Below are 18066 nucleotides of genomic sequence, written 5' to 3'. Positions count from 1 at the left end.
GGCTTCATCGTTCGACTTGCATGTGTTAAGCACGCCGCCAGCGTTCGTCCTGAGCCAGGATCAAACTCTCCGTGAATGTTGACCCGTAATCGGGTACGACACTCGCGTTGAGCGGGACAGCCGGGCCGGAATGTGGCCGACTGTCCACAGCGTCCTCGCTGTGTTTTTTCTTCAAAGGAACCTCGACCAACCGGAGATCCGGCCGGACGGGGTATCAACTAATCTGGCGTTGATTTTTGGCACGCTGTTGAGTTCTCAAGGAACGGACGCTCCCTTTGTACTCACCCTCGCGGGCTTTCCTCCGGGCTTTTCCCTTCGGTATTTCGTGTTTCCAGCTTAGCAGATCCGTTTTCCGTTTCTGCCACCCGCTGGAGCAGGCTGCTGGGGCTGGAATTCGCTTTCGCGCTTTCCGTTCCCGGCGGGGTCAAACATTACCAGGCTTTCTCGGTCCCCCTGACCACGTCCCGCTGCGAGCACGCAGAGGTGTAGACCACTGGGGTTAGGATCTGGCTTGATAGGTGCTGCCGACCCGCGACTCAAGGCCGCGTTGGGGTCAGGCAGGAGTACGACAGTACATCCCACCGTCAGTAGAGGCAAACCGTCGCCGGTAGTCCCTAGCTCCGTCCAACTGGTACGTCTCGGGCGGAACCGGAACTTCCTATGACATACGCTTCTGAACAGTACGCCGTCCAGGACAGGTAGTGACGGCGCCACACAATCTCCGCCCCTGGGAGGCTTCCCATGACAAACGTGACCTCGCCGCTCGCCGGCCGTGCCGTCGGTCTCGCCGCAGTTCCCGATCCGGTCTTCTCCGGTGCGATGGTCGGTCCCGGTACCGCCATCGATCCCGTACGTGAGCCCTCCGAGGCCGTCTCCCCCGTCGACGGGGTCATCGTCTCCATGCACCCGCACGCCTTCGTCGTCGTCGACTCCGAGGGACGCGGTGTGCTGACGCACCTCGGCATCGACACCGTCCAGCTCAACGGAGAAGGCTTCGAGCTGCTTGCCAGCAAGGGTGACACCGTGACGCGCGGACAGGCCGTCGTGCGCTGGAACCCCGCCGCCGTCGAGGCGGCCGGCAAGTCCCCCATCTCTCCCGTCGTGGCCCTGGAGGCCGGTGCGGAGTCGCTTTCCGACGTCGCCGAGAGCGGCGAGCTGAAGGCCGGCGACCACCTCTTCGGCTGGAACTGAGCCGGTTCGTCCGCTGTGACGACCGCGAGTTCGACATTCAACGCGGCGGCCGGGGCCGTCGCTCAATCGGAGACGGGTGAGATGGAGACAACGCTGCGAGGCGTCGGCGTCAGCCACGGAGTGGCGATCGGCGAGGTCCGGCACATGGGCACCGCGGTTCTGGAGCCGCCGGCCAAGTCGATTCCGGCCGAGGAGGCGGAGCGCGAACAGGGGCGTGCCCGTCAGGCCGTGGAGGCGGTGGCCGCCGATCTGAACGCCCGGGGCAATCTGGCCGGTGGCGAGGCCCAGGCGGTGCTGGAGGCCCAGGCGATGATCGCCCAGGACCCGGAGCTCATCGCCGACGTGGACCGCCGGATCGCGGTCGGCAGTACGGCCGAGCGCGGCATCTACGACGCCTTCTCGCACTACCGCGAGCTGCTCGCCGGGGCCGGCGAGTACATGGCGGGCCGGGTCGCCGACCTGGACGACGTGCGGAACCGGATCGTCGCGCGGCTGCTCGGCGTGCCGATGCCGGGCGTGCCGGACAGCGACGAGCCGTACGTGCTGATCGCGCGGGACCTGGCGCCCGCCGACACGGCGCTGCTCGACCCGACGCTGGTGCTCGGGTTCGTGACCGAGGAGGGCGGGCCGACCAGCCACAGCGCGATCCTCGCGCGGGCCCTGGGCGTGCCGGCCATCGTGGCGCTGCCGGGCGCGGGCGAGCTGGCCGAGGGCACGCTCATCGCGGTCGACGGTTCCACCGGTGAGCTCTTCGTGGACCCGAGCGAGGAGAAGAAGGCGGAGCTGACGAAGGCCGCCGCCGAGCGCAGGGCCGCGCTGGCCACGTCGACCGGGCCGGGCGCGACCTCGGACGGGCACAAGGTGCCGCTGCTGGCCAACGTCGGCGGTCCTGCGGACGTGCCGGCGGCCGTGGAGGCCGGTGCGGAGGGTGTCGGTCTGTTCCGTACGGAGTTCCTCTTCCTGGACGACAGCAAGAAGGCGCCGTCCGAGGAGAAGCAGGTCGAGGCCTACCGCCAGGTCCTGGAGGCGTTCCCCGAGGGGCGCGTGGTCGTGCGGGTGCTCGACGCGGGCGCCGACAAGCCGCTGGACTTCCTGACGCCGGCGGACGAGCCGAACCCGGCGCTGGGCGTGCGGGGTCTGCGGTCGCTGCTCGACCACCCGGAGGTGCTGCGGACGCAGCTGTCCGCCCTTGCGAAGGCGGTCGAGGGGCTGCCGGTGTACCTCGAGGTCATGGCGCCGATGGTGGCCGACCGTACGGACGCGAAGGCGTTCGCGGACGCCTGTCGTGAGGCGGGGCTGCGGGCGAAGTTCGGTGCGATGGTCGAGATTCCGTCGGCCGCGCTGCGGGCGCGCTCGATCCTCCAGGAGGTCGAGTTCCTGTCGCTGGGCACCAACGACCTGGCGCAGTACACCTTCGCGGCCGACCGTCAGGTCGGTGCGGTGTCCCGGCTCCAGGACCCGTGGCAGCCGGCGCTGCTCGACCTGGTGGCGCTGTCCGCCGAGGCGGCCAAGGCCGAGGGCAAGAGCTGTGGTGTCTGTGGCGAGGCCGCTTCGGATCCGCTGCTCGCGTGTGTGCTGACGGGTCTGGGCGTCACCTCCCTCTCCATGGGTGCGGCGTCGATTCCGTACGTGCGGGCGACGCTGGCCAAGTACACGCTGGCGCAGTGCGAGCGGGCCGCGGCTGCGGCGCGGGCCGCGGACACCGCGCACGAGGCGCGGCTGGCCGCGCAGGCGGTGCTGTCCGGGGAGTGATTCCCGGAAGCGGGTGAGGACGAAGGGGCTTTCCGTCACGGAGGTGGCGGGGAGCCCCTTCGTCGTGTGCGGGGTCAGTGGTGGGTGGTCCAGTCGTCGTCGGGTCCGGGGGCGAGGGGGAAGCCGGCGCGGTACTCGACGCCGGGTTCCGGGGAGAGGGGTTCTCCCGTGCGGGCGTCGGTGCAGTAGGCGGAGAAGACCTCGGCCTCGGTGAGCGGGGTCAGGGTGCCGTCGGTGAGGCGCCAGCCGTGGAGGCGGTCGGGGGTGTCGGGGGCGGTGGTGCGCAGGACGAGTCCGCCGGGGGCGGAGAGGGCGATGCCCGCGGCGAGGACGGCGGTGAACTCGGCGGCGAATCCGGCGCCGGGAGCGTCCTCGGGCGGTGCGGTGCCTTCGGTGTGGAGGACGGCGAGGAGTTGGTCGTCGGCGGCGGGGACGCTGCAGACGAGGTGGTGGGTGCCGGGGCCGGCGGCCGCGAGGAGGCGGACGAGCAGGCGGGCGGCCCGCTCGTAGGCGGCCTTGCCGATGTCCTTGCCGCAGGTCGCGCAGTCGCCTGCGGTGGCGAGGACGGTGGTGGCGTACTCCCAGGTGGCCTGGCGGACGGCGGTGTCGACGAGTTCGGGGAGGAGGGTGGTGAGGGGCTGTCCGGTGTAGGTGACGCGGGCTCCGGTGGCGGCGAGGTGGGCGGTGAAGCGGCTGCGGCTCGCGGGCAGGTCGGGGTCGGTGGCGGTCTCGGCGCACCAGGCCGCGTACTCCTCGGGGTCGAAGAGGGCGACGGTGGTGTGGCCGCCCTGGCGGGCGAGGGCCTTGAGGAGGGCCTCGATCTGGCGCAGGTAGGCGGTGTGGTCGTCGAAGAGGAACGTGCGGTACCGGCGCATGGCCGCGAAGTCCTGCTCGTCGGCGAGGAGTGCGACGGTGCTGGGGATCTCGCGGCGCAGGGCGCGGCGGAGGTTCGTCGGGGTGGTCGCTGTCCGTGTCATGTCTCCCCCTGGTGACGGTCCGATCAGTGCTCACTCACCGTAACCTTCGCCACTGACAGTGACGCTCCGGGGAGGGCGGGCCTCCCCGGAGCGTTCCGGAACGGGGGGTCGGGCTTTGGAGGTGTCGGTCGTTCAGCGGGTGCGGTACGCGCCCGTCAGGGTCTGGGTGAGGGTGTTGCCCTTCGTGTCGGTGAGTTCGGCCCGGAGCGAGACGGAGCGTCCGGCGACGGGGTCGCGGTAGGCGGCCCGGCCGTCGACGACGGGGACGCGGGTCCAGGTGGCGCCGTCGTCGGTCGACACCGACACGGTCAGGGAGCGGACGCCGTATCCGGCCGCCGCGCCCTGGACGGTCACCGGGACGCGGACGTCGGCGCCCGCCGGGGCGGTGCCGTCGAGGGCGAGGGCCGGGGCGAAGCGGACGGTGCTGAGGGGAAGCGCGGTCGGGCGTGCGGTCGCGGCCGAGGTGAAGGTCCAGGCGGCGGTGGCCCGGCCGCCCGGGGACGTGCCGTCGCCGCGGGTCGCGGTGGCGGTCAGCCGGTACGAGGCCGCTCCCGGGGTGGTGGTGAACGTGCCCCGGCCGGGTGCGCCCCGGCGGGTGCCGATCAGGACCCCGTCGCGGTGGAGCGTGGTGGTGGCGGCGCGGAAGCGCGGCGCGCTCGGCACGTGGCCCTCGCCGTCGGCGAGCAGCGGGACGTCGAGGGAGAGGGCGGCGCCGTCGCGGACGCCCGCCGGGCGGGCGCCGGGCGCGGTGTCGAGGGCGGGGCCGAAGACGGCGTTGTCGAAGGTGTGGGTGGTGGTGGCGCCCGCGCGCACCGCGAACCCGTTCGCCGCGTACCGGTTGGGCTTCGTGCCGGGGGCGGCGGGAGCCTCGTACTCGACGTTCCACAGGCCCCGCTCGGGGGTCACGAGCACGGTCGCGGTGCCGAGCGGGCGGAGGGGCTGGACCATTCCGACGGTGGGGCCCGCGCTGGGCTGGACCGAGACGAACCCGGTGCCGGTCTCGCCGGCCGGGGCCGCGCGGCGGATCTGGACGGTGGCGAGGGAGGCGGCGGAGGGGCGGCGGACGAGGCCGGTCAGGGCGCGCGAGGAGGTGAAGGCGTAGCCCAGGGCGTAGTCGTTGTCCTGGCCGGCCCAGTACGTGTCGAACCACTCCTTGACCGAGCCGGACTCGGCGTCGGGGCCGAGGTGGGCGACGCGCAGGTCGGGGCCCGCCATGACGTTCGCGGAGCGGGTCGTGCCGCCGTGGGTGACCTCGACGAACCCGAGGCGGCTGACGAAGCGGGCGTCCGGGTCCTGCGGGCGGACGTCCACCGGGGCGGTGGTGCGGGCGTCGACGGTGACCGTGGTGTCGCGGTCCAGGTCCAGGCGGGGCTGGACGATCCAGTCGGTTCCGGAGCCCTCCTCGGGCCCGGCCAGGGTGGAGTCCAGCAGGTAACGGCCCTTGGGGAGGCGGACGGTGACCGTGCCGGAACCGTCGTGGGGCGTGACCTCCTCGGCCGCGCCGGGGCCCGAGACGCCGGTGACGTGGGTCCGGTACGCGTCGGTGGCGGCGCCCGCGCGGTCGAGGTGACGGATGGTCAGGGCGTACGCCTCCGGGGCGCGGGGCGCCGCCACGGCGGCCGGGGGCAGCGCGGAGAGCGACATGCCGGCGAGGACCGCGGCGAGGGCGAGGGTGCGGAGGGGTGTCCGGCGGGGTGTCGTCTTGTGGGCGGGGGCCGTCGTGCGGAGGGGCGTTGAGGAATCGTTCATGCTCAGCACTGCTCGTGGCGGCGGGGGCGTTCCCGTGACCTGGGACACAGCGGCGGAAGGGCTGTGTCCCAGGTCACGGGAACCCGGACGAACCACTGTCCAGTGCCAGTTGTGGAATCACCTATGAGAGATCGTTTCCGTGCCGGGGACCCCTCGGCGCTCGGCGAGGCGTACGACGAGCACGCGCGCGTGCTGTACCACTACGCGTTCCGGGTGTGCGGGGACCGGGCGGCCGCGGAGGACGTCGTCTCCGCCGCCTTCCTGGAGGCCTGGCGCTGTCGCGGGAAGGTGCACGCCGACGGCGGGAGCCTGCGCCCCTGGCTGCTCGGCATCGCGACCAACATCATGCGCGGCGCCGCCCGCGAGGCCCGGCGGCGGGACGCGGCCCTCGCCCGGCTCCCCGAGCGCGGCGTCCTGCCGGACTTCGCCGACGACGTCCTCGCCCGGATGACGGACGGGGAGCAGGTACGGGCCGCCCGCGTCGCGCTCGGCAGGCTCCGGCGGCGCGAGCGCGAGGTCTTCACGCTCGTGGTGTGGGCCGGCCTCGACTACGCGGCGGCCGGTGAGGCGCTGGGCATCCCGGTCGGGACCGTCCGCTCCCGGCTGTCCCGCGCGCGTGAACGGCTGCGGAAGCTCGCGGACGCCGAGCTGAGGGCGGCGCGGCGGCGGGAGCGGTCCGCCGCCGTCGCGGTCCGGGCGGGCGGCGGGCGTGCAGCCACGCCCTCACCTGGACCCGCACCCGCACCCGCACCGATGTCCGTACCTCTGCCCGAACCCGCGCCCCTCCCCGTACCCGAGCGTCTGTCCGTACCGCCGGCCGTGCGGGCGGCAGGTTCCCTCTCGTCCCGATCGAATCCGGAGAAGCAGGCATGAACGCCTTCACCCCCCGCCCGCCGCGCGGCGCCGACGCGGACGCGCTCCTGCGGGCCGAGCTCGCCGAGCTGCTGCCCCCGCCGCCGGTGCCCGAGCTGGCGCCGGAGCGGAACCTCGACCTGCGGCACGCCGTGCTGCGGTCCGCCCTGGCCGCCGGGGACGGCGGTCCGGCCGTCCGGCCGCGCCGGAGGTTCCCGGTCGGCCTGCTCGCCGTGCCGGTGGCGGCCTGCGCGGTCGTCGCCGGTGTCGTCGTGGTCGCGCCCGGGGAGGGGCCGGCCGGGCCGCCGGGCCGGGTCTCGGCCGGGCGGCCGACCCCGCCCGGCGCCGCGGGGGTCCTGTCCCGAGCGGCGCTCGCCGCGGCCGCCGCGCCCGCGCCGGAGGTGCGGCCCGGGGAGTACGTCTACGTGAAGAGCCTCGTCGCGTACGCGGGGCGGGACGCGGCCGGTGGTACCGCCGTGCTGCCGCCCGCACGCGCGCGCGAGGTGTGGCTCTCGGCCGACGGCAGCCGTCCCGGTCTGCTGCGCGAGGCGGGCTCCGCCGACACGCCGCTCGGCTCCCCCGGGCCCGTGTACGAGCTGGACGGCCCTGGGGCCGAGCCCCGGAAGAGCACGCTGGGGACGGAACCGCCGTCCGTCACCCGCCCGACGCACGCGTACGTGGCGGCGCTTCCCACGGAGCCGGAGGCGCTGTTGCGGCTGGTCCGGGAGCAGACCCGGGGGGCCGGGGAATCCGGGGGCTCCGGGAGCGACGCCGACCAGCGGGCGTTCAGCGCGATCGGGACGCTGCTCGCCGAGACCTGGGCTCCGCCGGAGGTCATCGCCGCGCTGTACCGGGCCGCGGCCCTGATCCCCGGCGTGACCGTGCTGCCGTCCGCGACCGACGCGGCCGGGCGCGAGGGCGTCGCCGTGGCCCGTACCGCCCACGGTGAGCAGAAGCAGTGGGTCTTCGACCGTACGACCTCGGCGTTCCTCGGGGAGCGTGCCGTCCTCGTCGAGTCCACGCCGGCCGGCCGGGCGGGGACCGTCCTCGGGGTGTCGGCGGTGCTCGTGAAGGGGGCCGCCTCCGCGCCCGGTGAGCCGCCGAAGGCGTAGGGGAACGCTTCGGGCCCCGATCCCGGTGGGTCGGGGCCCGAGGCGTTCGCCGGTCTAGGCGCGGCGGTTGGCGGCCAGGGTCTCGTAGAAGTGGAGGAGGCCGAGGTCGTCGACCGAGCCGGCGTTGACGGCCTTGGCGAGCGGAGTGCCCTGGAGGAGGCGCTTGACCGGGACCTCGATGCGCTTGCCGGTGAGGGTGTGCGGGACGCCGGGGACCTCGATGATCTCGTCGGGGACGTGGCGCGGGGAGAGTTCGGAACGGATGGTCCGCTTGATGCGGGCGATCAGCTCCTCGTCGAGGGTGACGCCCTCCACCAGGTGGACGAAGAGCGGCATCCAGTAGCCGCCGTCCGGCTCCTCCAGGCCGATGACGAGGGATTCGCGGATCTCCGGGAGGCGCTCAACGGCCTCGTAGATATCGGCGCTCCCCATCCGGACGCCCTGCCGGTTGAGGGTGGAGTCGGAGCGGCCGTGGATGACGACGGAACCGTGGTCGGTGATCGTGATCCAGTCGCCGTGGCGCCACACGCCCGGGAACATCTCGAAGTAGCTGTCCCGGTAGCGGCTGCCGTCGGGGTCGTTCCAGAAGTGGATCGGCATGGACGGCATGGGGTTGGTGACGACGAGTTCGCCGACCTCGCCGACGACGGGCTTGCCGGAGGGGTCCCAGGACTGGAGGTCGGTGCCGAGGCCCGCGGCCTGGAGCTCGCCGATGTGGACGGGGAGGGTGGGGACGGCGCCGGCGAAGCAGGAGCAGACGTCCGTGCCGCCGCTGACGGAGGCGATCCAGAGGTTCTCGCGGACCTCGTCGTGGAGCCAGCGGAAGCCGTCGGGGGGCAGCGGGGAGCCGGTGGTGGCGACGCACCGCACGGCCGAGAGGTCGAAGTCCCGGCCGGGGTGCACGTCCGCCTTGGCGCAGGCCATCACGTACGCGGCGGAGGTGCCGTAGAGGGTGGCGCGGGTGCGTTCGGCGACGCGCCACTGGGCGGCGGTGTCCGGGTAGCCCGGGCTTCCGTCGTACAGGACGATCGTCGTTCCGGTGAGCAGGCCGGAGACGAGGAAGTTCCACATCATCCAGCCGGTGGAGGTGTACCAGAAGAACACGTCCTCCGGGCCGAGGTCGCAGTGCAGGCCCAGCTGCTTGACGTGCTCGACGAGGATGCCGCCCTGGGACTGGACGATCGCCTTGGGCAGGCCGGTGGTGCCGGAGGAGTACAGGACCCACAGCGGGTGGGAGAAGGGGACCTGCTCGTAGACCGGCTCGGTGTCGGCGGCGACCAGGTCGTCCCAGGCGAGGGTGCCCTCGGGGGCCGGGGTGCCGAGGAGCGGGACGTGGACGACGGCGCGGAGGGTCGGGAGCTCGGCGCGCAGTTCGGCCACGGTGTCGCGGCGGTCGTGCTCCTTGCCGCCGTAGCGGTAGCCGTCGACGGTGAAGAGGACGACCGGTTCGACCTGCTGGAAGCGGTCGAGGACGCTGCGGGCGCCGAAGTCGGGGGCGCAGGAGGTCCACACGGCGCCGACGGCGGCGGTGGCCAGGAGGGCCACGACGGACTGCGGGACGTTGGGCAGGTAGCCGCTGATCCGGTCGCCGGGGCGGACGCCGAGGGCGCGCAGCTCGGCGGCGAGGGAGCCGACCTGGCGGCGGAGCTCGCCCCAGGTCACCGGGGTGGGCTCATGTGTCTCGTCCACATGGAGCAGGGCCGTGTCGTGGGGGCGCTCGTCGGCGGCGCGCAGGGCGTGCTCGGCGTAGTTGAGGGTGGCGCCCGGGAACCAGTCGGCGCCGGGCATCGAGCGGTCGCCGAGGACGCGCTCGTACGGGGTGGAGAAGCGGATGTCGAACCACTCGACGATCGCCCGCCAGAACGCTTCGAGCTCCTCGACGGACCAGCGGTGGAGCGCCGGGTACCCGCCCTCGGCCGGGGCGCCGTGGTGCTCGGCCGCCCAGGACTGGAAACGGGTGACGGCGGCCGTGGCGATGCGTTCCTCGTCCGGCTGCCAGAGCGGCTCGGTCTGCGCTGATGTCATGGGGCGGCTCCCTGGCTGTACGCGGGGTCTGCGTGTGTCCCGCGCACGTGCTGGGGTGTGCGCGCGACGCGGCTGACAGGACGATGCCATGTGATCGTCTTTCGCACCAGGGCTGCCCGCCCATGGTCCGGTAGTTGAATATGTGCTCCCACCACGGGTGAACGGCAGTTGAACGCGGCTCGTGACGGCTTTCGCGGGTGGCAGGGTGAGCCGCATGGACGGTCGTGAACTGCTGCGTTCGATGAAGGTGTTCGGTTCTGTGGAGGGCTTGCGGACGGTGCGGTCGGCGTGGCGGCAGCGCCGGACGGACGCGTGGGGGACGCCCCCGAGGGGGGCGGAGCGGGCCCGGGTGCCGGGGCTCGCGGAGGCGGCGGAGTCCGCGCCGGGCGGGGGGACGATCCGGTTCGCGCGGTCCTCGCTGCGGGTGTGCGTGTCGGCGGGCGGCACGGTGTTCTGGGGGTGGGACGGGGCCGGGCCGCTGCCCTCGTACGCGCTGGCCGGCGAGGCGCCCGAGCCGGATCCCCGGGCGGCCCTGGAGCCGGACACGGACGGCGGGTGGCGGATCGTGTCGGAGCGGGTGACGGTGGCGGTCTCCCGGCACGGGGCGGTGGAGGTCCGGACGCCGGGCGGACTGCTGCTCCGGCGGGACCTGCCGCCGCGGTGGTGGGAGCCGGTGGAGACGGGGCCGTCCGGGAGCGCGGGGCCTTCCGGAGGCGCGCGCTGGGTGCAGCGGAGCGAGGTGCCGGCCGACGCGCGGTTCTTCGGGCTCGGCGGGCGGTCGGGGGGACTGCGGCTGCGGGACGGCTCGTACGGGTTGCGGAGCACGGCTTCCGGGCGGGGGGCCGGGCTCGGGTTGGGGTGGGGGTTCTGGGCCGGGTCCGGGTCCGTGTCGAGGTCGGGATCAAGGCTCGGGGCCGGGGTCGAGGCCGGATCAAGGCTCGGGGCCGGATCAAGATCCGGCTCCCGGTCGGGTTCCGGAGACGTTCCGTCGCACCTCGCCATGCCTGTGCAGTTCATCGTCTCGGACGCCGGTACGCACCTGGTGTTCCACGACAACTCCCGGGACGGCCGGGTCACCCTCTCCGAGGGCGAGGAGGGGGCCGGGTCCGGGCACGACCGGCCCGGGGCCTGCGAGGTCCGGATGGAGGGCGGTCCGCTGCGCTGCTGGGTGGTGGTCGGCACCCCCGCGCGCGTGCTGCACGGCTGGGCGGCGCTCACGGGCGCGCCCGCGCTCCCGCCGTCCTGGGCGCTGGGCCCGCAGCACGCGCGCGAGGGCTCCGGGGGCGCGGCGGAGGTGCGGGAGGCGGTGGACGCGTACCGGAAGCACGGACTTCCGCTGTCCGCCGTACACCTGGACGCCGGGCATCCGGGTGCCGGGCGTTCTAACGGTCTGTCCGGACTCGCGGAGGAGCTACGGGAGGAGGACGTGCGGCTGGTGGCCGCGGACCCGGCGGTGCGGGCGGAGCCCGGGGACCAGGTGCACGACGGCGACCGCCGGGAGACGAGCGGCGTGTACGGCCTGGCGATGGCCAGGACCGGATACGAGGGGCTGCGCCGTCTGCGGCCCGACGAGCGGCCCTTCCTGCTGTCGCGCTCCGGCTGGGCAGGCGTGCAGCGGTACGGGGGCACCTGGGCGGGCGAGGTGCCGGCCGGGTGGCCGGGGCTGCGGGCCTCGCTCTCCCTGGTCCTGGGGCTCGGCCTGTGCGGGGTGCCGTACTCGGGGCCGGACGTGGAGGGCTCCGGACCGGGCTCCGGTTCCGGCCCCGGCGCAGAGGGGTCGCCGGAACTGTTCCTGCGCCGGTACCAGCTGGCGGCCTGGCTCCCGTTGTTCCGCACGCGCGCGGGGACCGGTCCCGGCCCTCAGGAGCCGTGGGAGTTCGGGCCCGAAATCCTGGAGTACGCGCGCGGGGCGCTGGCCGAGCGGGAGCGACTGCGGCCGTACTTCACGACCCTGGCGCGGCTCGCCCGGATGACGGGCGCGCCGTACGTCCGGCCGGTGTGGTGGGGGACGCCGGAGGACCGGGCGCTGCGGGACTGCGAGGACGCGTTCCTGCTGGGCGACTCGCTGCTCGTGGCCCCGGTCCTGGCGCCCGGCGCCGACCGGCGGGCGGTGCGGCTGCCGCGCGGGCGCTGGTACGACACGGCGACGGGGCGGGCGTACGAGGGGCCCGGGCAGGTGCTGCTCGACGCGCCGCTGTCGCGGGTGCCGGTCCTGGCACGGGCGGGCGCGGTGCTCCCGGTGCGGGGCGAGGAGGGCGGTCCGGCGCTGGAGGTGTGGGCGCCCGCCGCCGGGCGGACGGGCGGGGGGCTCGTCGTACGGGACACGGGGGACGGCTGGGAGCCGGCCGAGATCGAGCGGTACCAGTCGCGGCTGGTCGACGGGCGGGTGGTGGTGGAGCGGGTGACGGACGACGGGGTGGCGGAGGCGGGGCTGCCGGTGCGGGTGCGGGGGCTCTGACGGGCCGGTTCCGGGTGCCCCTCAGCCGTATCAGCCGTACTCCCCCGCGAACCACTTCCGTACCGCCTCCGTGTGGAGCGGGAAGGCCAGTTCCGCCGGGGCCCGGAGCAGGTGGTGGCCGCTGGTCTCGTCCGTCGGTGCCGAGGCGGGCAGGGAGGCGGCCGGGCGGGGCGGGAGGAGGCCGAAGAGGAGGAGGTGGCCGGCCGGGGAGCTCAGCGCGTCGGCGAGGCGGACCTCCTCGGCGGCGGCCTCGATGCCGGTCTCCTCGCGCAGTTCGCGGGCGACGGCGGCGTGCCAGTCCTCGCCGTGGTCGATGAAGCCGCCGGGGAGCGCGATCCCGCCCCGCTGCGGCTCGATGGTGCGGGTGATGACGACGAGTCCCGTGCCGTCCGCGTCCGTGACGGGCAGCAGGGCGACGGCGACGGGCAGCGGGTTGCGGTAGGCGGTGTGGCCGCAGCCCGGGCAGGTGCGGGGCCAGCCCGCGTCGGCCGGGTGGGCCGCGCCGCAGGAGGAGCAGTGGGAGTCCTTCACGGTCCGACCGTATGCGATCGTCCTTCCCCGGCGCTGCCGGAACTGGTAGACGGGGCCCATGACAGGACTCGCTTCCGCTCGCCGCACCCTCGGCACCCTCGCCGTCCTTGCCGCCGGGCTGTTCGCCGCGTCCGCTCCCCCGGTGGCGGCCGTCCAGGAGCCGCGGGCGCCACGGGAGTTCGTGGCGCTGAGCTCCGTGGATCCGACGATCCTCCAGGAGATGCGCTACACGACGACGCACAACTTCGTCGGCGAGCCGGTGGACGGCTACCGGCAGCCGCTGTGCGTCCTGACCCGGCCGGCGGCGGAGGCGCTGCACCGGGCGCAGGTGCGGCTGCTCGCCCGGGGCTACACGCTGAAGGTGTACGACTGCTACCGGCCGCAGCGGGCCGTCGACCACTTCGTGCGGTGGGCGAAGGACCTGGAGGACGAGCGGATGAAGAAGGAGTTCTATCCGCTCGTCGACAAGTCGAGGCTGTTCGCGGACGGTTACATCGCGGAGAAGTCCGGGCACAGCCGGGGTTCGACGGTGGACCTGACGGTCGTACGGCTGCCGGCGTGGCCCACGCGCCCGTACCGGCCGGGTCAGGAGCTCGTGGAGTGCTACGCCCCGCAGGCGGAGCGGTTCCCCGACAACTCCGTGGACATGGGGACCGGGTACGACTGCTTCGACACCCGGTCGCACACCGACGACCCGAGGATCACGGGCGTGCGGCGGGCCAACCGGCAGCTGCTCAAGGGGGCGCTCGCGGAGCAGGGGTTCGTGAACCTGCCGGAGGAGTGGTGGCACTTCACGTTCAAGCCGGAGCCGTTCCCGGAGACGTTCTTCGACTTCCCGGTGGCGTGGCGGTCGGTGGCCGGGCACTGAGCCTCCCGGTGGAGGGCCCGCTGCCGGGGCCCTCCACCGGAGGGTCAGGAGGTGACGGCCGCGTGGGTGCGGTCGGCGAGGACGAGGGCGTGTTCGACGACCGCCACGAGGACGTTCTTCACGGACTCGCGGTCCCGGGCGTCGCACATGACCAGCTCCACCTCGGGGTCGAGGTCGAGGGCCCCGCGCACGCTCTCGGCGGCGAACCGCTGGGCGCCCTCGAAGCAGTTGACGGCCACCGTGAACGGGATGCCGCGCCGCTCGAAGTAGTCGATGGCCGCGAAGCTGTCCTCCAGGCGGCGGGTGTCCGCGAGGACGATCGCGCCCAGGGCCCCCTGGGCCAGCTCGTCCCAGAGGAACCAGAAGCGGTCCTGACCGGGCGTGCCGAACAGGTACAGGACGAGGTCCTCGCGCAGGGTGATCCGGCCGAAGTCCATGGCGACCGTGGTGGTCGTCTTGGACTCGACGCCGTGCAGGTCGTCGACGGGACGGCCCGCCTCGCTGAGGATCTCCTCGGTCCGCAGGGGCCTGATCTCGCTGACCGCGCCGACCAGGGTCGTCTTGCCGACCCCGAACCCGCCGGCGACGAGGATCTTCAGGGTCACCGGTTCGACGAAGGGCTTGGTGCGGCTAGAGCGCCCGAAGGCCATTGATCACCTCGCGGAGGATGTTCACGTCCGGCAGCTCGGCCGGCGGAACGGGGCGGGTCACGTGGACGAGTTCGTCCTCGACGAGGTCGCCGACGAGGACCCTGACCACCCCTACGGGGAGGTCGAGTCCGGCGGCGAGCTCGGCGATCGACTGGGGCTGCTCGGAGCAGCGTTCGACGATCTCCACGTGTTCCGGGGAGAGCGTCTGGTCCCGGCCGGGGTCTTCGGCGGCGGGTTCGGGGACGACCAGCGCGATCAGGTCGAGCCGGTGGCGGGTGGCGGCGCTCGTCCGGCCACGGGTCATCGCGTACGGACGGACCACCGGTCCGGCCTCGTCGTCGAACCAGTGGTGGGGGCGCGGGGGGCGCCCCTCCTCGGTCCGGTTCCGCTCGGCTTCGTCACTCATGCCGTCCCACTCACCCTCCCGAGGGCAGTCCGGTCCGGGGGGCCGTCGCGAGGTGGGCCCCGACCCGCTTCACCATCAGCGTCATCTCGTAGGCGACCTGGCCGACGTCGGAGTCGGCGTCCGCGAGCACCGCCAGGCAGCTGCCGTCGCCGGCGGCCGTGACGAAGAGGAAGGCGTCCTCCAGCTCGACGACCGTCTGGCGCACCTTGCCCGCCTCGAAGTGGCGGCCGACACCCTTGGCGAGGCTGTGGAAGCCGGAGGCGACGGCGGCCAGGTGCTCGCCGTCCTCCCGGGTCAGGTCCCGGGAGGCACCGGTGGGAAGGCCGTCGCCGGAGAGCACCAGGGCCTTCCGGATGGAGCCGACGCGCTGGACGAGCTCGTCGAGGAGCCAGTTCAGTTCGCCGTTTCCGGAGGTCGTGCTGGGTGCTGCGGCGTTCGGTGCGGTCATCGACCGTCCCCCTCGGGTGTCGTTCCTGGTGCTGTCGGTTCGTCAGGGTCGGCGGTGTGCACCCGCCCGCGCTGCCAGCCGCGCTGCATGGCGGCCATCCGGGCGCGCACCTCCTCCGCGTCGCGCTCGAAGGAGTCCGGGCCCTGGGGTGCGGCCCGGGTCCCCTCGTCGCGGCGGGCCGGCCGGTCGGCCTCGCGCAGCTGGGGCGCGAGGCTGGCCTGGCGGACGCGACGGGGCAGTCCGTCGAAGAGGGCGGGGGCCTCGGGCGGGACCGGGGGCTCCTGCGGGGCGGCGGCCTCCGGCTCGGCGGTGGCCTCCGCCCGGGCAGTGACCTCCGGCCTGGCGGTGGCCTCCGGCCTGGCCGGGGCCTTCGGCGGAACCCGGGTCGGGTCGGTCGCGGGCGGTGCGGGGCTCTTCGCCGGGGCGAGGCCTTCCGGGGGTACGGGGGTCCCCGGGCGTACGGGGCCTTCCGGCCTCGCGGAGCCCCCGGGGCGTACGAGGTCTTCCGGCTGTACGGGGCTTCCCGGACGCGCCTGGTTCTCCGGACGCGCCTGGCCCTCCGGGCGCGCGGAACCCGTAGGGGTTTCCGGGCGCGTGGGGCCCGTCGGGCGGACCGGGACGAGGGTGGGGCCCGGGGTGGGGCGGCGGGTGTCGTGGCCGGGGGCGTCGGCCGGACGGTCCGGGGCGGGGTGGGCGCGGCCCGGGAGCGGGTGGGCGCGGTCGGGGCCGTCGAGGCGGCGGCCGTGGTCCACGACGAGCGTCGGGGTGTGGCGGCGCGGCAGCGGTACGGGGCGGCGGGCGGTCCCGTCGTCGGGCGCGTCCCCCTCGTCGCGGCCCGCGGCGGTCCGGTCCGGGGCCTGCTCGTGCTGCTCGCCCGCGGGGGCGAGGCCGGTGCGGCGCCGGTCCCGGGGCTTGAAGAGGCCGCCGCGCTCGCTCTCGGTGTCGAGGATGTCCGCCGACCGGTCGAGGAGCGCGTCGAAGTCGTCGTCGAGCGGGGGCTCCAGCTCGACGGGCCCGTCGGGGACCCTGGCGAGCGCCGGGCGGCGGGCGGAGGGGGCGGCGGTGTCGTCGTCGGCGCGGCCGGAGACCTTGCGGTCCAGGCGGAAGCCGGCGCCCTCCGTCTCGGGCGCGTCGGTGAGCAGCGCGGCCGGGATGAAGACGACCGCGGTGGTCCCCCCGTACGGGGAGGTCTGGAGCGAGACCCGGACGTTCTGGCGCTGGGCGAGGCGGCTGACCACGAAGAGGCCGAGGCGGTCGGTGTCCGAGAGCTCGAACTCGGGGGTCTCGGCGAGCCGGAGGTTGGCGTCGAGCAGGGCGTCGGGGTTCATGCCGAGGCCGCGGTCGTGGATCTCCAGGGTGAAGCCGTTGGCGACCCGTTCGCCGAGCACCTGGACGGCGGTGTGCGGCGGCGAGAACACCGTGGCGTTCTCCAGGAGTTCGGCGATGAGGTGGGTGAGGTCCGCGACGGCGGGGCCGCCCACGCCGAGGCGGGGCAGCCGGCGCACCTCGATCCGCTCGTAGTCCTCGACCTCGGCGACGGCGGCGCGGACGACGTCCATGAGCTGGACGGGCTTGCGCCACTGGCGGGAGGGGGCGGCGCCGGACAGGATGACGAGGCCCTCGGCGTGCCGGCGCATACGGGTGGTGAGGTGGTCGAGCCGGAAGAGGTCGGCCAGTTCGTCGGTGTCCTCGGTGCGCCGTTCCATGGTGTCGAGGAGGGTGAGCTGGCGGTGGAGCAGGACCTGGTTGCGGCGGGCGAGGTTGACGAACACCTCGGAGACGCCGCGGCGCAGCTCCGCCTGCTTGACGGCGGCCTCGACGGCGGCGCGCTGGAGGGTGTTGAGGGCCTGGCCGACCTGGCCGACCTCGTCCTCCCCGTACCGCAGGTGGGGGACTTCGGTGGTGACGTCGACCTGTTCGCCGGCGGCGAGCCTGCGCATGACGCTGGGCAGGCGGACTCCGGAGACCTCCTGGGCCTCCTTCTGGAGGCGGCGCAGGTCGCGGACGAGGACGCGGCCGATGCGGACGGAGATGACGATCGAGGCGAGCAGGGCGAGGAAGCCGAGGACTCCGGCGACACCGACCTTGAGGAGGACGCTGTACGCGGCGGGCTGGACGCGTTCCTGGTAGCGGTCGCCTGCGGCGGTGTTCTCGCGGGCGAGGACGTCGAGGACGGGGCTGGCCCGGTCCTGCCAGTGGGCGGCGGTGACGGCGCGCGGGCTGTCGGTGGGGCCCTCCTCGACGAGGGCGTTCTCGGCGGTGCGCAGCGCCAGGGTCTCGGGGCCGCGCCAGAACTTCTCGAAGCGGTCGCGTTCGGCGGCCGGCAGGAGTTCGAGGTTGACCTCGTAGAACTGCTTCCGGTTGGCGATCAGGTCGGATATCGCGCGGATCTCCTGTGCGGTGACGCGGTCCGCGACGAGCGCGGAGAGCACGAGGGCGTCCTCGCGGGAGAGCAGTTCGCGGGCCCGGGTCACACCGACGAGGGCGCGGCCCTGCTTGTCCATCTCCACGTTCTCGAGGGCGTGGAGGGTGATGAGGAAGCTGTAGCAGGGGTCGACGAGCCGGTTGTAGAAGTCGAGGGTCTGCATCCGGCCGATGCTGCGGTTCTCCACGGAGCGGCGGAGCGATTCGAGGCCGTCGAGCGCTTCGAGGAGGCTGGTGAGCCGCTGGGCGGTGACGGGCCGCATCTCCTCGCGGACGCCGGGGTCGGCGGCGTTGGCGCGGATGCGGGCGATCTGCCGGTCGGTGGCGCGGCGGGTCTCCTGGAGCGAACCGAGGGTGTCGGAACCCCGGGGGTCGGCGAGGTAGACGAGGGACTGGCGGCGTTCGAGCTGGATGACCCGGGCGGTGTCCTCCAGGGGGTAGCCGACCTTGTCGACGATGTAGCCGACGTCGAGGAGCTGGTCGGCCTCGCGCCCGGTGAGGACCGTGGCGAAGCCCCACAGGCCGGTGAGGGAGACGAGCGGTACGAGCAGCAACGCCACGATCTTCCTGCGGATGGACTTCCCGCGAAAGCGCATGGCCTCCCCCAGCTCGGCCCCCGTTCG

General features: G+C 74.0%; 14 protein-coding genes and 1 rRNA gene. 6 read left to right on the top strand and 9 right to left on the bottom strand.

From position 1 onward, the window contains the following. Window positions 1-76 (bottom strand): 16S ribosomal RNA (locus ACIQVI_RS27580); the annotation flags it as partial. 665 nt (window positions 77-741) lie between these two features. Between ACIQVI_RS27580 and ACIQVI_RS27575 the strand changes: the two genes are divergently transcribed. After that, entirely contained in the window at window positions 742-1191 is a 450-nt protein-coding gene (locus ACIQVI_RS27575) for a PTS glucose transporter subunit IIA (RefSeq protein WP_403600543.1), read from the top strand. 81 nt (window positions 1192-1272) lie between these two features. Then, a complete protein-coding gene (gene ptsP / locus ACIQVI_RS27570; protein ID WP_053640666.1) occupies window positions 1273-2943 on the top strand; it encodes a phosphoenolpyruvate--protein phosphotransferase in 1671 nt (556 codons plus the stop codon). Window positions 2944-3017: 74 nt separating this feature from the next. On the opposite strand, the gene ACIQVI_RS27565 is transcribed toward ptsP, so the two are convergent. Both ACIQVI_RS27565 and ACIQVI_RS27560 read right to left on the bottom strand, forming a co-directional pair. Then, window positions 3018-3920 carry a hypothetical protein gene (locus tag ACIQVI_RS27565; RefSeq protein ID WP_403600540.1) on the bottom strand — a complete coding sequence of 301 codons (903 nt, stop codon included), beginning with the start codon at window positions 3918-3920 and terminating at the stop codon, window positions 3018-3020. Window positions 3921-4052: 132 nt separating this feature from the next. After that, complete coding sequence (locus ACIQVI_RS27560; RefSeq protein ID WP_403600537.1) at window positions 4053-5669, bottom strand: serine protease; 1617 nt, start codon at window positions 5667-5669, stop codon at window positions 4053-4055. Window positions 5670-5792: 123 nt separating this feature from the next. Here ACIQVI_RS27560 and ACIQVI_RS27555 point away from each other — a divergent pair, with 123 nt between their 5' ends. Both ACIQVI_RS27555 and ACIQVI_RS27550 read left to right on the top strand, forming a co-directional pair. Next, window positions 5793-6542 (top strand): RNA polymerase sigma factor, encoded by a 750-nt coding sequence (locus ACIQVI_RS27555; protein ID WP_403600534.1) that lies wholly within the window; start codon window positions 5793-5795, stop codon window positions 6540-6542. Further along, window positions 6539-7633, top strand: a complete 1095-nt coding sequence (locus ACIQVI_RS27550) for a CU044_5270 family protein (protein WP_403600531.1) — start codon at window positions 6539-6541, stop codon at window positions 7631-7633. The genes ACIQVI_RS27555 and ACIQVI_RS27550 overlap by 4 nt, the downstream gene beginning before the upstream one ends. Window positions 7634-7687: 54 nt before the next feature. Here ACIQVI_RS27550 and ACIQVI_RS27545 read toward each other — a convergent pair whose 3' ends face one another. Further along, window positions 7688-9658 (bottom strand): acetoacetate--CoA ligase, encoded by a 1971-nt coding sequence (locus tag ACIQVI_RS27545; protein ID WP_403600528.1) that lies wholly within the window; start codon window positions 9656-9658, stop codon window positions 7688-7690. Between the two features lie 214 nt (window positions 9659-9872). On the opposite strand from ACIQVI_RS27545, the gene ACIQVI_RS27540 reads away from it, so the two are divergent. Continuing rightward, complete coding sequence (locus ACIQVI_RS27540) at window positions 9873-12116, top strand: glycoside hydrolase family 31 protein (protein WP_403600526.1); 2244 nt, start codon at window positions 9873-9875, stop codon at window positions 12114-12116. 30 nt (window positions 12117-12146) lie between these two features. Here ACIQVI_RS27540 and ACIQVI_RS27535 read toward each other — a convergent pair whose 3' ends face one another. Next, window positions 12147-12707 carry an NUDIX domain-containing protein gene (locus tag ACIQVI_RS27535; RefSeq protein ID WP_403600523.1) on the bottom strand — a complete coding sequence of 187 codons (561 nt, stop codon included), beginning with the start codon at window positions 12705-12707 and terminating at the stop codon, window positions 12147-12149. Between ACIQVI_RS27535 and ACIQVI_RS27530 the strand changes: the two genes are divergently transcribed. Next, on the top strand, window positions 12706-13515 hold the full coding sequence (locus ACIQVI_RS27530; RefSeq protein ID WP_403600520.1) for a M15 family metallopeptidase: 810 nt from the start codon (window positions 12706-12708) through the stop codon (window positions 13513-13515). The genes ACIQVI_RS27535 and ACIQVI_RS27530 overlap by 2 nt on opposite strands. Window positions 13516-13559: 44 nt before the next feature. Here the strand turns inward: ACIQVI_RS27530 and ACIQVI_RS27525 are convergent, their stop codons facing one another. The 4 genes from ACIQVI_RS27525 to ACIQVI_RS27510 are packed head-to-tail and all read right to left on the bottom strand — an operon-like array spanning window position 13560 to window position 18039. Further along, complete coding sequence (locus ACIQVI_RS27525) at window positions 13560-14165, bottom strand: ATP/GTP-binding protein (RefSeq protein WP_351970744.1); 606 nt, start codon at window positions 14163-14165, stop codon at window positions 13560-13562. Beyond that, the gene (locus tag ACIQVI_RS27520; protein ID WP_351970745.1) at window positions 14146-14571 is read right to left on the bottom strand and encodes a DUF742 domain-containing protein; all 426 of its coding nucleotides are present in this window, start codon (window positions 14569-14571) and stop codon (window positions 14146-14148) included. Before ACIQVI_RS27520 ends, ACIQVI_RS27525 begins: the two co-directional genes overlap by 20 nt. 10 nt (window positions 14572-14581) lie before the next feature. Next, window positions 14582-15019 (bottom strand): roadblock/LC7 domain-containing protein, encoded by a 438-nt coding sequence (locus ACIQVI_RS27515; RefSeq protein WP_351970746.1) that lies wholly within the window; start codon window positions 15017-15019, stop codon window positions 14582-14584. Further along, complete coding sequence (locus ACIQVI_RS27510) at window positions 15016-18039, bottom strand: nitrate- and nitrite sensing domain-containing protein (RefSeq protein ID WP_403600516.1); 3024 nt, start codon at window positions 18037-18039, stop codon at window positions 15016-15018. Before ACIQVI_RS27510 ends, ACIQVI_RS27515 begins: the two co-directional genes overlap by 4 nt. Window positions 18040-18066 lie beyond the last annotated feature (27 nt).

Source organism: Streptomyces sp. NPDC098101 (assembly GCF_044760185.1).
Lineage (GTDB): Bacteria > Actinomycetota > Actinomycetes > Streptomycetales > Streptomycetaceae > Streptomyces.
The sequence above is the reverse complement of the archived record's forward strand: the minus strand, read 5'-3'. Positions and strand labels throughout refer to the sequence as shown.

Bases quoted from the DNA above. Each gene is read 5' to 3' on its own strand.
- ACIQVI_RS27510 (WP_403600516.1), bottom strand. From the start codon at position 18,039: ATGCGCTTTCGCGGGAAGTCCATCCGCAGGAAGATCGTGGCGTTGCTG.
- ACIQVI_RS27515 (WP_351970746.1), bottom strand. From the start codon at position 15,019: ATGACCGCACCGAACGCCGCAGCACCCAGCACGACCTCCGGAAACGGC.
- ACIQVI_RS27550 (WP_403600531.1), top strand. From the start codon at position 6,539: ATGAACGCCTTCACCCCCCGCCCGCCGCGCGGCGCCGACGCGGACGCG.
- ptsP (WP_053640666.1), top strand. From the start codon at position 1,273: ATGGAGACAACGCTGCGAGGCGTCGGCGTCAGCCACGGAGTGGCGATC.
- ACIQVI_RS27530 (WP_403600520.1), top strand. From the start codon at position 12,706: ATGACAGGACTCGCTTCCGCTCGCCGCACCCTCGGCACCCTCGCCGTC.
- ACIQVI_RS27560 (WP_403600537.1), bottom strand. From the start codon at position 5,669: ATGAACGATTCCTCAACGCCCCTCCGCACGACGGCCCCCGCCCACAAG.
- ACIQVI_RS27575 (WP_403600543.1), top strand. From the start codon at position 742: ATGACAAACGTGACCTCGCCGCTCGCCGGCCGTGCCGTCGGTCTCGCC.
- ACIQVI_RS27535 (WP_403600523.1), bottom strand. From the start codon at position 12,707: ATGGGCCCCGTCTACCAGTTCCGGCAGCGCCGGGGAAGGACGATCGCA.
- ACIQVI_RS27520 (WP_351970745.1), bottom strand. From the start codon at position 14,571: ATGAGTGACGAAGCCGAGCGGAACCGGACCGAGGAGGGGCGCCCCCCG.
- ACIQVI_RS27540 (WP_403600526.1), top strand. From the start codon at position 9,873: ATGGACGGTCGTGAACTGCTGCGTTCGATGAAGGTGTTCGGTTCTGTG.
- ACIQVI_RS27565 (WP_403600540.1), bottom strand. From the start codon at position 3,920: ATGACACGGACAGCGACCACCCCGACGAACCTCCGCCGCGCCCTGCGC.
- ACIQVI_RS27525 (WP_351970744.1), bottom strand. From the start codon at position 14,165: ATGGCCTTCGGGCGCTCTAGCCGCACCAAGCCCTTCGTCGAACCGGTG.
- ACIQVI_RS27545 (WP_403600528.1), bottom strand. From the start codon at position 9,658: ATGACATCAGCGCAGACCGAGCCGCTCTGGCAGCCGGACGAGGAACGC.
- ACIQVI_RS27555 (WP_403600534.1), top strand. From the start codon at position 5,793: ATGAGAGATCGTTTCCGTGCCGGGGACCCCTCGGCGCTCGGCGAGGCG.